Here is a 12697-nt window from a genome sequence, read left to right as displayed (position 1 = left end):
GTGTTTCCCCCCCCCCACCCGCCCCCCGCCGGGCGCCCCCCGGCCCTGTTGGGGGGCGCGGCGGTGTTCTGGAGGAGGAGGGAGGAAGGGTGAGGAACGAGCCCTTCCGAGTGACGACGGAAGAACGCCGCCTAAAGTGCGCCCCGAACCGCCGTGCCGGAGGCGCGGCCATGAACAGAGCCCTTAAGGAGAGGCAGCACCTCTTCGCCGACGCGGTAGGCCTCCTCCAGGTGCGGGACGCCCGCGAGGATGAAGGCGTCCACGCCGATGCCGATCAGCTCGTCGAGCCGCTCGGCGACCTGCTCGTAGCTGCCGACGAGCCCGAAGGCGGGCCCGCCGCGCAGCAGGTGGAAGCCGCCCCAGACGTTGGGCGACACCTCCAGCTCGCGGTGGTGGCGCACCGGCCAGGAGACGAACGACTGGCTGCGCAGCCATCCGACCGAGTCGCCGTCGGGGCTGCTCAGCGCGGACGGGTCGACGTGCTCCCAGCCGCGCCGGATCTCGTCCCAGGCGGCCTCCTCGGTGTCGCGGGCGAGCACGTCGATGCGCACCGCGAACCTGGGGGCGCGCCCGATGGCGGCGCTGTGCTCGCGGACCTGCGCGAACTTGGCGGCGAGGTCGGGGAACGGCTCCAGCCACGACAGGTAGTAGTCGGCGTGGCGCCCGGCCGCCTCGATCGCGGCGCGGGAGGACCCGGAGAAGTAGATCTCCGGGAACGGCTGCCGGGCGAGCGGCTCGGGCAGCCCGGCGCCCTCGACCCGGTAGAATCGGCCCTCGTAGTCGAACGGCCCGCCGCCCCAGACGCCCTTGAGCACGTCCAGGAACTCGGAGGTGCGCGCGTACCGGTCGTCGTGGTCGACGCGGTCGCCCCACCAGAGCTGGGCGGGCCCGCCGCCGCCGGAGATGATGTTGTAGACGACCCGGCCGCCGGTGGCGCGCTGGAGGGTCGCGGACATCCGCGCCGCCTGCACCGGGTGCAGGAAGCCCGGCTGGTAGGCGATCATGAAGCGGTACGTCGTGGTCTCACGGGCGAGGGCGGCGGCCGTGGCCCACGGGTCGCCGGTGAACGGGAACGACGGCAGCAGGCCTCCGACGAAGCCGGAGCTCTCCGAGGCGCGGGCGACGTCGGCCATGTGCTCGACATAGGAGTACCCGTCGCGGCGGCCGTCCCGCACCCCGGGGGCCAGGCTGCCGGGGGCGACCGGCGCCCACTCTCCTCTGCTGCTCACCCGGCGGCGCAGCGACGGCTGGTCGCCGTGGGTGCCGATGCGCCAGTAGATGTCAATGGACACGCTCGATCTCCTTCGCGAACAGCGGCAGCAACCGCTCGCCCGGCCGGTAGGTCTCCTCGACGGCGGGCCGCGCGTCCAGCACGAACGTCGTGACGCCCTGGTCGAGGTGGGCGCGTATCCCGGCTGCGACGGTCTCGTACGACCCGGCGAACCCCAGGGGGCCGGTCCCGGCGATCACGTCGAAGCCCGGCCACAGCCCCGTACGGGGGTCGGGGGCGGGCGGCTCGCCGGGGGCGCCCTGGCCGGTGAGCACGGCGAGGGCCCACAGCCTGCGGACCTCGGCCCACGCCTCGTCCTCGTCCTCGCGGGCCAGGACGGGCACGCGCAGGCCGTACGCGACCCGGCGGCCCGGTAGGCGGTGGCCACGGCGTCCGCGCCGGACCGGGTCTCGGCGGACAGGATCTCCCGCACCCGGCCGAGGTCGCCCCGGGCCCAGTCGGCGGCGCGCAGCGTCTGCGCCAGGAACCCGGTGACCAGGTCGGGCCGCTCGTCGAGCAGCCGCGCGTGCACGGTGATCGGCCGCGGGGTGCCGTTGTTGACGCGCGTGCGGGGGTCGGGGTGGGCGTCCAGGTCGACGGCGACGACCGCGCCGATCTCGGCCGCCTGCTCGGCCGCCCGCGCGCCCTTGGCGTACACCGCGTCCACCTCGCCCCGGGCGAGTTCGGCGATGCCCGGCCAGGAGAACGCCCGTGCGCCCGCGTCCCGGCCGACCGACGGTTTGGCCTGCGCGGCGACCTCGACGAACGTGACGGCGTCCAGGGTGAGCCCGGCCTGGGACAGCGCGCCCTTGAAGCCGTGCAGGGCCATCGCCCGCGGGAAGCTCTTGGCCCGGGTCTCGGCCCAGGCGGGCAGCGCGACCCGGGCGCCGGCCAGCCCGGCGGCGTCCGTGATCCCGGAGTCGGCCCGGACCAGGATGGACTGCCACTCCTCGATCCAGGTCAGGCCGATCAGCCGGGTCGGCGCGCCCGCGGACCGCGCGGCCAGCGCGGGCACGTTGCCGCCCTCCCGGAACAGCCCGAGCAGGCGATGGTCGAAGTGGCGTTCGGCCAGTTCGAGTCCGGCGTCCTGCAGGATCCCGATGTCCAGCCCGGCGAGCCGGAACTCCTCGGCGAGCCACCCCTGGTTGTGCGCCAGGCCGCTGGCGGTGGGCACGGGGCAGCGGGTGTACCAAAGCTTGTCCACGGATGTCATGCGACTCCTTCGGAGTGGGCGGCGGCGATGCCGAGGTGGGACAGGAACAGGCGGCGGTGGCCGGCGAAGCCGGGGGTGTCCCGGTCGCGGGGGCGGGGCAGGTCGATGGCCTGGTCCACGGCGAGCGCGCCGTCGCGCAGCACCACCACGCGGTCGGCCAGCCGGACCGCCTCGTCCACGTCGTGGGTGACCAGGACGACCGCCGGGCGGTGCCGCGCGCACAGCTCGGCGACCAGTTCCTGCATCTGGAGCCGGGTCAGGGCGTCGAGCGCGGCGAACGGCTCGTCCAGCAGCAGCACCTCGGGGTCGCGGACCAGCGCCCGGGCCAGGGCGACGCGCTGCGCCTCCCCGCCGGACAGCGTCGCCGGCCACGCCCGGCCGTACCCGTCCAGCCCGACCTCGGCCAGGGCCCGGCGGCCGGCCTCGCGCGCGGCGGAGGGCAGGCCGAGGGTGACGTTGGCGAGGACGCGCCTGGCCGGGATCAGCCGGGGCTCCTGGTACACGGTCGTGCGCCTGCGGGCGGCGAGGACGTCCGGGGGGATGCGGCCGCTCGCGGTGCCGTACCACCAGGCGGCGAGCAGCAGCAGCGGCACCGCGACGCGCGGCCCGGCCGACAGCGCGGCTGGCCGGCGGCGGGCCCCGAGGAACCTCGGCGTCTCCAGGCCGCGCGCCTCGGCCTCGTCCGCACCATTCGCACCCTTCGTGCCGTCCGTGCCGCCCGCGTGTCTCACACCGTCCGTACGGTCCACGGCCACGGCGTCCACACGGTCCGCCGGAGGGGTGGGACGGCCGGCGGCCGTCTCGCTGGATTCGCGCAGATTCTCCACGGTCACGGCGTCACCCCGACGCGGCGGGGGACGCGCCGGCCGACGCCTTGAGGTCGAACAGCACGTCGTCGGGGTTGATGTCCCCGGTCACGACCCCGTACTTCCGGAAGAGGCCGGACACCGCCCGGATGTTGGCGCCGTCGTCCTTGGTGACGTACCGGGGGATGTTGGCGTACCGGGCGGTGGCGATGTCCAGGTCGAGCCGCGCGCCGGTGACGGCGGTCGGGCCCTGCGTGAGGAAGACGTTCTCGAACTTCTCGGGCGTCTTCTTGGCCTCCTCGGTCAGCTCCTGGAGCACCTCCAGGTAGACGCGGACCGCCTCGGGATGCCGTTCCAGCAGCTCGTTGCGCGCGGCGAGGATCGTGAGGTCCTTGTCGTCCAGGTCGCGGCCGTGGACGAGCACCCGCGCGCCCTTGGCCACGGCCTCCGGGTACGCCTTGACGATGGCCCACCAGGCGTCCACCTTGCCGGCGGCGAAGGCGGCGGCGCCCTGGTCGGGGTTGAGGTAGACGCGTTCGACCTGGTCGACGGGCACGCCGGCCTCCTCCAGCGCGAGCAGTAGCAGGTACTCGCCCTTGTTGACCGCCACCTGCTTGCCCACCAGGTCCTTCACGGACTTGATCGGGCTGTCGGGCTTCACGACGAGCCCGTCGGTCTGCGGCGCGGCGGCGTCGGTGATGGGGTCGGTCACCGAGAAGATCTTGATGTCGGGGCTGTTCGCCAGGTAGCCGATGGCGGGCGAGATGGCTCCGGCGAGGACGTTGACCGAGCCGGAGTGCACCGCGTCCACGGTCGCCGTGAAGGAGGCGTACGAACCGCCCCACTCGACCGTCGCGCCGACCGCCTTGAGCCGTTTCTCCAGGATGCCCTCGCGCTTGGCGTAGGCGAGCGGCCCGGAGTTGCCGGGATCCTGGAGCTTCAGGACCGCCCCGCCGCCCGAGGAGGACGAGGCGCCGCCGTCGGCGGACGAGGTGCCGCACGCGGCGGCCAGGCCGAGGACGGAGACGGCGAGCGCGACGGCGGCGACCCGTCCGTACGGGCGGCCGGACCGGCCACGCGGAAACGGCGCGCGGATTTTCCACATGATGACGAGCCCCTAACACGTGAGAGGAAGGCGATACCGGCGGCGACCGGCCGCAGGGCATGGTGAGAGGCCCCCATGGCGGGGGGCGCGGGGGTCGGGCAGAGGGGAGACGTCGTCTACCAGCGCGAGGACCGCGCGAGACGGATCACGTTCACTGACAGAGGCTTTCTGATTCGATTAACGAATCGTAGTTATGTCGTGGCATATTGTTACCAGCACGCCCGGCGCCCAGGCGACGTCGGGCACCCTCCCCGGTCAGGCTGTGCACGCCTGACCGGTCAGCGTCCGGAGGGACGTGCTCGACGGGCCGGCGGCTCCAGTTGCCGGCACCAGGGCACGAAGACGATTGGTGAATACCGGGCAGCTCGTTGTGCCTTGATTCTGTGTGTAACACACAGGATCGCTAAGCCAATCAGAGACGCTGCTGTCCACGTGCTCGATCGCGCGCCGGACGGTCAAGTTCACAATCGGCACAATGCCTATATTTCAGGTAGGTAATAGGGAAAGTCAAGGTATATCTCGCATCGCGAGACATACCAAACCCCGGACGGGCGCACGCGCTCGCGCGTACGCCCGTCCTACCTGCGAAAAACATCCCCCGCCACACCAGCGGGGGCCCACGTCGTCAGCGGGCGAGCAGGGCCTCGACCGTCCCGGCCAGATCGGTCGCGGGACGACCGAGGAGACGCTCCAGGTCGGGCCCGGTCTCGGCGAAGGCCCCCGCGCGGACCGCCGGGCCGAGCGAGCCGAGCCACCCGGCCTCCGCGTCGTCGACCTCGCGGTACTCGACCGGGACGCCCAGCGCCGCCGCCAGCGCCTCGGCGAGCCTGGGGTACGTCCACAGGGGGCCGCGCAGCTCGTAGGTGGCGTTCTCGTGCCCGGTCCCGGTGAGCGCCGCCGACGCGGCCAGGGCCAGGTCGCGCAGCCGCGCCGTGTTGAGCGGACGCCCGCCCGTCGAGGATGTCACCGTCCCCTTCTGCCGGGCCTCCGCCAGCGCCGCCCCGAGGAACGCCTCCGAGTACAGCGCGTTGCGCAGGAAGGTGTGGCTCAGGCCGGAGGCGGCGATCGCCTTCTCGGTGAGGCCGTGGTCGGCCGCGAAGCCCTGGCCGGAGTCCGCGCCGAGGCCGCTGGTGTAGACGATCCGCCGCACCCCGGCCCGGACCGCGCGCTCGATCACCGCCTCGTGCTGCGCGACGCGCACCCCGGGCGTGAGGTCGGGGCCGGACACCAGCAGCAGGACCTCCACACCGGCGAGCGCGCCGTCGAGGGTGTCAGGGCGGTCGTAGTCGCCGTGGCGCACCTCGACGCCGCGCGCGGCCAGAGGCGCGGCCTTCTCGGGGGTGCGGGCCAGCGCCACGACGTCGGCGGGACTCACCCTGCCGAGCAGGTCGTCGACCGCGATTCTGCCGAGGTTTCCGGTGACACCGGTAACAGCGATCTTCGTCACGTAGAGTCCATTTCAAGAGTGTTCGGGGGAAAAGCGTGGTGAGCGTACCGACGTCTCCCTCCGATCCGCCTCGCATTTTCCGCCCGGGGGGCCGACGCCGATGCAGCCGCACCGTGAAGACCAGCCGCACCGCGAAGACCGGCTACCCGCCCGCGACGCGGCCCCGGAACCCGGGGGAACTCCGTCACGCCGCCGGTCGTGGCGCCGCGCGTCTCAGGTGGTCGTCATCCTGGTCTCCCTGCCCGTGCTGGTGCTCGCCGTCAGCGGGATCGCCCTGTACCTGTACGGTCTCGGTACTCCGTCCCCTGGCGCGGTCACGCGCGGCCGGGACGCGGTGTGGCTCGGGCACGCGTGGGTGGACGGGCGCAACGGCGACGCGCAGGTGGCCGCCCTCGCCGCCCGGCTCAGGGGGACCGGGGTGAGCGACCTGTACGTCCACACGGGCCCGTTCCAGGTGGACGGCACCCTGCCCACCTCCCTGTATCCGCGCGCGGGCTGGGCGGCCGACGCGCTGCGCCAGGCCCTGCCAGGGGTGCGGGTGCACGCGTGGCTCGGGCAGCGCCTGGACCCCGGCCTGATGGACCTGTCGTCCGCGCGGACGCGGGACAACATCGTGCGGACGGCCGCGCAGGTCATGACGGCCGGCTTCGACGGCGTCCACTACAACTTCGAGCCGCTGGACAGCGGGGACGTCGGGTTGCTGGACGTCCTGGACCGCACGCGCGCGGTCCTGCCGCGCGGGAGGCTGCTGTCGCTGTCGGTGCACCAGCTCGAACCGCTGCCCGGGCTGAGCACCGCGAGCGAACTCGTGCTCGGACGCGCCGCGCTGTGGACGGCCGGCTACCTGCGCGAGGTCGCGCGCCGCCTCGACCAGGTGGCGATCATGACGTATGACACGGCGCAGCCGACGCAGGCCCTGTTCAGCGGGTACGTGCGCCGCCAGACCGCGCTCGCCCTGGCCGCCGTGCCGCCGAGCACGACACTGCTGATCGGCGTGCCCGCGTATCACGAGCCGACCTGGACGCACCACCCGTCGGCCGAGACCATGAGGGCGTCCATCCGCGGGGTGCGCCTCGGGATCGGCGGCGACCCGCGGCCGTCCTTCGGCGTCGCCGTGTACGTCGACTTCACGGCCACCGCGGCCGACTGGGACGGGTACCGCCGCGACTGGGGCGCCCCCGGCTGACGCCCGTCTTCTCACACGTTCGGGCAAAGCGGCGGCCGGCGTAGAAGGCGAGCGCGGCGCGCACCTCGGCGAGCCGCTTCTCCCTCCTGCCCCGGCCCATGCCCGTCGCCAGCGCCGCGATCTTGTAGCCGCCGAGGTTCAGGCCGTGGTCCGGCCCCTCACCGGCCGAGAACGGACACGGGGGCCGCGAGCCCCCTCCGGCGGTCGTGGTACGGCCTGGTCAGCGCGCGCCGCCGCCACCACATCAGGGGCACCGCCCCGGCGAACCCGGCCGCCAGCGGCGTGGCCCCGCCGAGCGCGGCGGCCGCCTTGAGCGCGGGCTGGACGAAGGTGTCGGGGATGGGCAGCGTGCCCGCCCGGGACAGCGGCCACACGATGACGAACGCGCGGCCGACGACGGTGTCCACCGGGATCGCGCCGTCCCCCTTGTCGCCCATGTGCATGCGGGAGTCGTAGGAGATCTGCCGGTGGTCGCCCATCACCCACAGGCGGCCGGGCTGCACCTTGACCTCGAACGACTTGTCCGACGGCGCGTTGCCCGGGTACAGGTAGGCGTCCTCCTTGAGCGGCACGCCGTTGACGGTGACGCGCCCCTGGTCGTCACAACACTTCACCGTGTCGCCGCCGACGCCGATGACCCGCTTGATGTAGTCCTTCTCGCCGGGGACCACGCCGAAGGCCGTGCCGACCCAGCGGAAGAACGCGGCGACCGGGTTGGACGGCGGCGGCACGTCCACCTCGCCCTTCCAGGAGTCGACGCCGGAGAAGACGATCACGTCGCCGCGCTCGACGTCGCGCGTGTGGTACACGAGCTTGTTGACCAGGACGCGGTCGTTCAGCAGCAGCGTGTTCTCCATCGACCCGGAGGGGATGTAGAAGGCCTGCACGACGAACGTTTTGATGGCGAGCGCCAGCAGCAGGGCGACGACCACGAGAACGGGCAGCTCCCGCCAGAACGAGCCCTTCTTCCGCTTGCCGCTCCTGGCGGGAGTCTTCGTGTCTTCGGCGACCACGTTCACCTCGTCCTCGGCCGGCGGCGCGCGGCGGCACCGTCTTCATCCATCATCACCGATCTTCGCCGCACACGCGAAGGATCCCCGGGGCGGGCATCGCCGGACTCGGGCATCGTGCTCAATCCTCCCCTGCGCCCGCGGGATCATTCTCCCCGCCCTCACGTGATCCCCGCACCCGCGGGCGGCTTGACCTCAACCAAGGTTGACGTTCCACGATGGCAGCCGCACTCGAAAGTACTAAGGAGAACGTATGTTCCTCGTAACGGGGGCCACCGGAAACGTCGGCCGGCACGCGGTTTCCGCACTGCTGAAGGAGGGCGCCGACGTCCGCGCGCTGACCCGCGACCCCGGCTCGGCCCGCCTGCCGGACGGCGCCGAGGTCGTCGGCGGCGACCTGACCGACCCGGGCTCGCTGAAGGCCGCGCTGGACGGCGTGGAGGCGGTGCTGCTGGTCTGGCCCACGGTCTCCGGCGACCACGCCGCGTCCGAGACCGTCGCCGCGATCGCCGCGCGGGTCCGCCGCATCGTGTACCTGTCCGCCCGGGGCGTACCCGAGGACCGGGAGACGCGGCAGGGGTCCATCATGGGCTCGCACGCCCGCATGGAGCACCTGATCGAGGACTCCGGCGCCGAGTGGACGTTCCTGCGCCCGTCCGGGTTCGCGACCAACACCCTTCAGTGGGCCGGGCAGATCCGCGAGACCGGGACCGTCCGCTGGGCCTACGGGCAGGCGCGGCGGTCGCTGATCCACGAGCGCGACATCGCCGCCGTGGGGGTCCGCGCGATGCTGGAGGACGGTCACGCGGGCGCCAGGCACGTCCTGACCGGCCCGCGGTCGCTCACCCAGGTCGAGCAGGTGGCCGCCATCGGCGAGGCGATCGGCCGCCCGGTCCGCTGGGAGGAGGTGCCGCCCGCGTCCCTGCGCGAACCCATGCTGGCCGCTGGCCTGCCGCCCGAGATGGTGGACGCCATCATCGCCGGGCAGGCGGCGCTGGCGGCGTCCCCCGAGCCGGTCACCACCACGGTGGAGGACGTCACGGGCGCCCCGGCGACCACCTTCCACCAGTGGGCGCGGGACCACGCCCGCGACTTCCGCTGACCGCCCCCGCCGCGACGGGCGACGCCCCGGCCTCCGGAGCGGCGACGGGCGGCACGCGGACGGGCGACGCCCCGGCCTCCGGACCGGTGACGGGCGGCACGCGGACGGGCGCCCGGTCCGCCCCCTCCACGACGGACTGGTAGTAGCCGAAGAGCTGGTGGCATAGCGCCGTCCAGCCGCGGCCGAGGACGGAATCGCGGGCGTTCGACCCCATGCGGAGGCGGGCGACGGAGTCTCCGGCGAGGCGGGCGACGGCGCGGCGCATCTCGGCGGGCTCGTCCGGCGGGAAGAGCAGGCCGTTCACCTCCGGTCGCACGAGGTCGAGCGGCCCGCCCGCCGCCGCCGCGACGACGGGCACGCCGGCCGCCAGCGCCTCCTGGACGGCCTGGCAGTACGTCTCGTTCCGGCCCGTGTGCACGAAGACGTCGAACGACGCGAGGATCCGCGAAAGGTCCTCTCCGGTGCGCAGGCCGCAGAACACCGCGTCCGGGAGCAGCTTGCGCAGCCGGGGCTCGGCGGGGCCGTCGCCCACGATCACGAGCCGCGTCCCCGGGATGCCGGCCAGCTCGGCGAGCAGGTGCACGCGCTTGTCGGCGGCCAGCCGCCCGACGTAACCGATGACGACCTCGCCGTCCGGGGCGAACGATCGCCGCAGCTCTGCGGAGCGGTGACGCGGATCGAACTGGTCGAGGTCGACGCCCCGGCCCCACAGCGACACCCGGGGGATGCCGTGGTCGCGCAGCTCGGCCATCGTCGCCGTCGAGGGCGCGAGGGTGAGCGCGGCCCGCCCGTGGATGTGGCGCAGCCAGGCCCAGATCAGCGCGTCGGTGCCGCGCAGGCCGTACTGGCGTGCGAAGCCGGCGAGGTCGGTCTGGAACACCGCCACCGCGGGCACGCCGAGCCGCAGCGCCGCCGTCAGCCCCGCCGCCCCGACCACGGTGGGCGAGGCGAGGTGCACGACGTCGGGCTTGAACTCCTCGATCGCCCGGCCGATGCCGCGGCTCGGCAGGCCCACGCGGAACGACCGGTAGAACGGCAGCAGGCGGAACGCGGGCGTCGAGTGGACCGGGAACCCGGCGTAGGTCTTCGGGCCGGGGTTCGGCGCCACGACCATCGCGTCGTGCCCCTGGTCCGCGAGGTGTCGCAGCAGACGGACAAGTGAGTTCGTCACGCCGTTGACCTGGGGTAGGAAGGACTCGGAGACGATGGCGACTCTCATGGGTCTCACTTCTCTCGCTGCTTCGGCGACGCGGGGAGCGCGGTACGCGGGGGCGGCGCGGCCTGCTTCACGCGCCGGTGGCGGCGGCGGGGCCACTGGACGCGCCGAGGTGCCGCAGGATGACGTCGAGCTCGGCGTGCAGCAGTTCGTCGAGGGTTTCGGTCCTGCCGCGGACCTCGTGCCACGCCTCGCTGACGACGAGGCCGCAGAACTGCGGGAGGAAGTCCCGCGACCGGCGCACCACCCAGCCGGTCCCTTCGATCGCCATCCAGCGCGCGCTCGCCCACGCCGACGGCTCGCGCCCGGTCGGCTCGGCGCTCGGCGGCGTGGGCCGGGCGAGGCCGCGCTCGGCGAGACCGGCCGCGAACAGGCGGGCCATCAGGCGGTGGCCGCGTTCGCTCGGGTGCAGCCGGTCCACCCCCCACATCTGCCGCTCGTACAGCGCCGGGGCCGCGCCCAGGTCGATGTGGACGGTGTCGTACCTGACGGCGAGGTGGTCGAGGACGGCGTTGATCCCGTGGACCCGGCGGGTGAGCGGGCGGCGCACGAAGCCGGGGATGCCGAGCATCAGCCCCGGGTCGGGCAGGCGCGCGGTGAGCACGGTCGCGCCCGCGCCGCGCAACCCGCCGACGACCTCCTCCAGGGCGGTGGCGATGCCGGCCAGGTCGAACCTGCCGCGCAGCGTGTCGTTGACGCCCGCCAGCACCGACGCCAGCGTCGGCCGCAGCGCCAGAGCCTTCGGGAGCTGGTCGGCGGCGAGGTCGACGGCCGTCGCCCCGCTGTCGGCGAGGTTGCTGAACCGCACCTCACCCTCGGGGGCGAGCGACTCCGCCAGCAGGGCCGCCCATCCGCGCCAGCCGCCACCGGGCAGCGGGTCGCCCATGCCGACGGTGACCGAGTCGCCGAGCGCCACGAGTCGTACGGTCATCACCGCGCTCCTATCAGTCCGGGCAGCCCGTGGGCCACGAGGAAACCGCCGACCGACGCCGGCCAGCCGAACCGTTCCGCCTGCGCGCGGGCCGCCCGGCGCCGGCTCCGCTCGTCGCGGGCGAGAAGCTCCTGGATCGCGTCGGCGTACGCGCGGGGGTCGTCGCCGACGGCGGCGCCGGCGTCCCCGATCACCTCCGGCAGGGCGCTCGCGCGGGACACGACGACGGGGGTGCCGCCGGCGAGCGCTTCGAGCGCGGCCAGGCCGAACGTCTCGACCGGGCCCGGCGCGACGGCGACGTCCGCGGTGGCCAGCAGCCGCGCCACCAGATCGCGATCGGAGACGTGGCCGAGGAACCGGACGGGCAGCCCCGCGGCCCGCTCCTCCAGCGCCCGGCGGCGGGGCCCGTCCCCGGCCACGACGAGCCGGGCGGGCACGCCCCGGCGGCGCAGCTCGGCCAGCGCGGCGATGGGCCGGTCGGGATGCTTCTCCGACGACAGGCGGCTGCAGTGGACGAGCAGCGGCTCGTCCGGCCCGGCCAGGGTGGCGCGCAGCGCGGGGTCGCGGCGCTCGGGGGCGAAGCGGGCGAGGTCCACCCCGAGCGGCACCCGCCGCAGGTTCGGCACGCCGAGCCGTGCGAACTCCGCGGCGGCCCACGCGGTCGTGCAGACGACCACGTCGAAGTCGCGCGCGGTCGCGCGGTTGAGCCGGTCGGCGAGCGCGCGGGCGGGCACGCGGCCGGGGACGAACAGGCGCAGCAGGCCGTCGAGGCTCTCGTGCGACACCATGACCGACCGCACGCCGCGCGAGCGCGCCCACCGGCCCGTCCAGCGCAGCGTCGTGCGGTCCGACACCTCCAGGCTGTCGGGGCGCAGCTCGTCGAGCAGGCGGCGCAGGGACCGGCGCGCGGTGATGACGCGGTACCCGCCCGTGCCGGGAACGACGGGTCCGGGAATCGTGATGATCTTCCCGGCGGGGGTCTCGCGCACGTCGTGGCCCGGGCCGGGGATCACCAGGATCGGCTCATGTCCTGCGGCGCGGTAGCCGGAGCCGAGCTCGTTCAGGGCGGTGCGGAGCCCGCCGGAGCGTGGGGCGACGAAATTGGCCAGCCGGACGATCCTCATGTGCCATCCCGGAACACCTCTTCGATGCCTACGGGATGGAATGATGAGCTTGCCGCCCACCAGGAGAGATAACCGGATATGGCGTAATTAAGAACCTTGTCCAAAGTACCCGTGCCGGTCGCTTTTCCCGCCGCACGCCAGGTCTCCCGGGCCAAGGTTCGACCCAGGGGCCGGGACCGGGACCGCGGAACGGGGTTGGGCTAGGAAGCCGGAGCCGGGACCGCGGACCAGGGTTCAGGGACGAGACCGGGGACGAGGATTCGGGGACGGGACCGCGGACCGGGACT

Annotated in this window: 12 protein-coding genes; 2 read left to right on the top strand and 10 right to left on the bottom strand. The window is 73.9% G+C overall.

Going from position 1 to position 12697, the window contains the following annotated elements:
* Nucleotides 1–131 precede the first annotated feature (131 nt).
* From AB0M95_RS33690 to AB0M95_RS33665, 6 genes are all read right to left on the bottom strand, one after another.
* On the bottom strand, nucleotides 132–1292 hold the full coding sequence (locus AB0M95_RS33690; RefSeq protein ID WP_363773506.1) for an LLM class flavin-dependent oxidoreductase: 1161 nt from the start codon (nucleotides 1290–1292) through the stop codon (nucleotides 132–134).
* Nucleotides 1282–1470 carry a hypothetical protein gene (locus tag AB0M95_RS33685; protein WP_363773503.1) on the bottom strand — a complete coding sequence of 63 codons (189 nt, stop codon included), beginning with the start codon at nucleotides 1468–1470 and terminating at the stop codon, nucleotides 1282–1284. The genes AB0M95_RS33690 and AB0M95_RS33685 overlap by 11 nt, the downstream gene beginning before the upstream one ends.
* The gene (locus tag AB0M95_RS33680) at nucleotides 1467–2483 is read right to left on the bottom strand and encodes an ABC transporter substrate-binding protein (protein WP_363773500.1); all 1017 of its coding nucleotides are present in this window, start codon (nucleotides 2481–2483) and stop codon (nucleotides 1467–1469) included. The genes AB0M95_RS33685 and AB0M95_RS33680 overlap by 4 nt, the downstream gene beginning before the upstream one ends.
* On the bottom strand, nucleotides 2480–3316 hold the full coding sequence (locus tag AB0M95_RS33675; protein ID WP_363773497.1) for an ATP-binding cassette domain-containing protein: 837 nt from the start codon (nucleotides 3314–3316) through the stop codon (nucleotides 2480–2482). Before AB0M95_RS33675 ends, AB0M95_RS33680 begins: the two co-directional genes overlap by 4 nt.
* Nucleotides 3317–3320: 4 nt before the next feature.
* Nucleotides 3321–4394, bottom strand: coding sequence for an NrtA/SsuA/CpmA family ABC transporter substrate-binding protein (locus AB0M95_RS33670; protein ID WP_363773494.1), 1074 nt, complete (start codon nucleotides 4392–4394; stop codon nucleotides 3321–3323).
* Nucleotides 4395–5019: 625 nt separating this feature from the next.
* Nucleotides 5020–5841, bottom strand: coding sequence for an NAD(P)H-binding protein (locus AB0M95_RS33665; protein WP_363773492.1), 822 nt, complete (start codon nucleotides 5839–5841; stop codon nucleotides 5020–5022).
* Between the two features lie 100 nt (nucleotides 5842–5941).
* Between AB0M95_RS33665 and AB0M95_RS33660 the strand changes: the two genes are divergently transcribed.
* On the top strand, nucleotides 5942–7027 hold the full coding sequence (locus AB0M95_RS33660; protein ID WP_363773489.1) for a hypothetical protein: 1086 nt from the start codon (nucleotides 5942–5944) through the stop codon (nucleotides 7025–7027).
* 158 nt (nucleotides 7028–7185) lie between these two features.
* Here AB0M95_RS33660 and lepB read toward each other — a convergent pair whose 3' ends face one another.
* Nucleotides 7186–8046, bottom strand: a complete 861-nt coding sequence (lepB, locus tag AB0M95_RS33655) for a signal peptidase I (protein WP_363773486.1) — start codon at nucleotides 8044–8046, stop codon at nucleotides 7186–7188.
* 244 nt (nucleotides 8047–8290) lie between these two features.
* Here lepB and AB0M95_RS33650 point away from each other — a divergent pair, with 244 nt between their 5' ends.
* On the top strand, nucleotides 8291–9139 hold the full coding sequence (locus tag AB0M95_RS33650; RefSeq protein ID WP_363773484.1) for an NAD(P)H-binding protein: 849 nt from the start codon (nucleotides 8291–8293) through the stop codon (nucleotides 9137–9139).
* On the opposite strand, the gene AB0M95_RS33645 is transcribed toward AB0M95_RS33650, so the two are convergent.
* The 3 genes from AB0M95_RS33645 to AB0M95_RS33635 all read right to left on the bottom strand — a co-directional run bounded on the left by AB0M95_RS33645 (nucleotide 9075) and on the right by AB0M95_RS33635 (nucleotide 12410).
* Nucleotides 9075–10358 carry a glycosyltransferase family 1 protein gene (locus AB0M95_RS33645; RefSeq protein WP_363773481.1) on the bottom strand — a complete coding sequence of 428 codons (1284 nt, stop codon included), beginning with the start codon at nucleotides 10356–10358 and terminating at the stop codon, nucleotides 9075–9077. The genes AB0M95_RS33650 and AB0M95_RS33645 overlap by 65 nt on opposite strands.
* A 67-nt stretch (nucleotides 10359–10425) precedes the next feature.
* A complete protein-coding gene (locus AB0M95_RS33640; RefSeq protein WP_363773478.1) occupies nucleotides 10426–11286 on the bottom strand; it encodes an SGNH/GDSL hydrolase family protein in 861 nt (286 codons plus the stop codon).
* Nucleotides 11286–12410, bottom strand: coding sequence for a glycosyltransferase (locus AB0M95_RS33635; protein WP_363773475.1), 1125 nt, complete (start codon nucleotides 12408–12410; stop codon nucleotides 11286–11288). The genes AB0M95_RS33640 and AB0M95_RS33635 overlap by 1 nt, the downstream gene beginning before the upstream one ends.
* Between the last annotated feature and the right edge of the window lie 287 nt (nucleotides 12411–12697).

Origin of the sequence: Sphaerisporangium sp. NPDC051017 (genome assembly GCF_040683095.1) — a bacterium.
Taxonomy (GTDB): domain Bacteria; phylum Actinomycetota; class Actinomycetes; order Streptosporangiales; family Streptosporangiaceae; genus Sphaerisporangium.
This window is presented reverse-complemented; position numbering and strand designations above follow the sequence as displayed.

Excerpts from the sequence above, each read along its gene's own strand:
- AB0M95_RS33640 (WP_363773478.1), bottom strand. The coding sequence starts at position 11,286 with ATGACCGTACGACTCGTGGCGCTCGGCGACTCGGTCACCGTCGGCATG.
- AB0M95_RS33660 (WP_363773489.1), top strand. The coding sequence starts at position 5,942 with ATGCAGCCGCACCGTGAAGACCAGCCGCACCGCGAAGACCGGCTACCC.
- AB0M95_RS33645 (WP_363773481.1), bottom strand. The coding sequence starts at position 10,358 with ATGAGAGTCGCCATCGTCTCCGAGTCCTTCCTACCCCAGGTCAACGGC.
- AB0M95_RS33680 (WP_363773500.1), bottom strand. The coding sequence starts at position 2,483 with ATGACATCCGTGGACAAGCTTTGGTACACCCGCTGCCCCGTGCCCACC.
- AB0M95_RS33650 (WP_363773484.1), top strand. The coding sequence starts at position 8,291 with ATGTTCCTCGTAACGGGGGCCACCGGAAACGTCGGCCGGCACGCGGTT.
- AB0M95_RS33635 (WP_363773475.1), bottom strand. The coding sequence starts at position 12,410 with ATGAGGATCGTCCGGCTGGCCAATTTCGTCGCCCCACGCTCCGGCGGG.
- AB0M95_RS33670 (WP_363773494.1), bottom strand. The coding sequence starts at position 4,394 with ATGTGGAAAATCCGCGCGCCGTTTCCGCGTGGCCGGTCCGGCCGCCCG.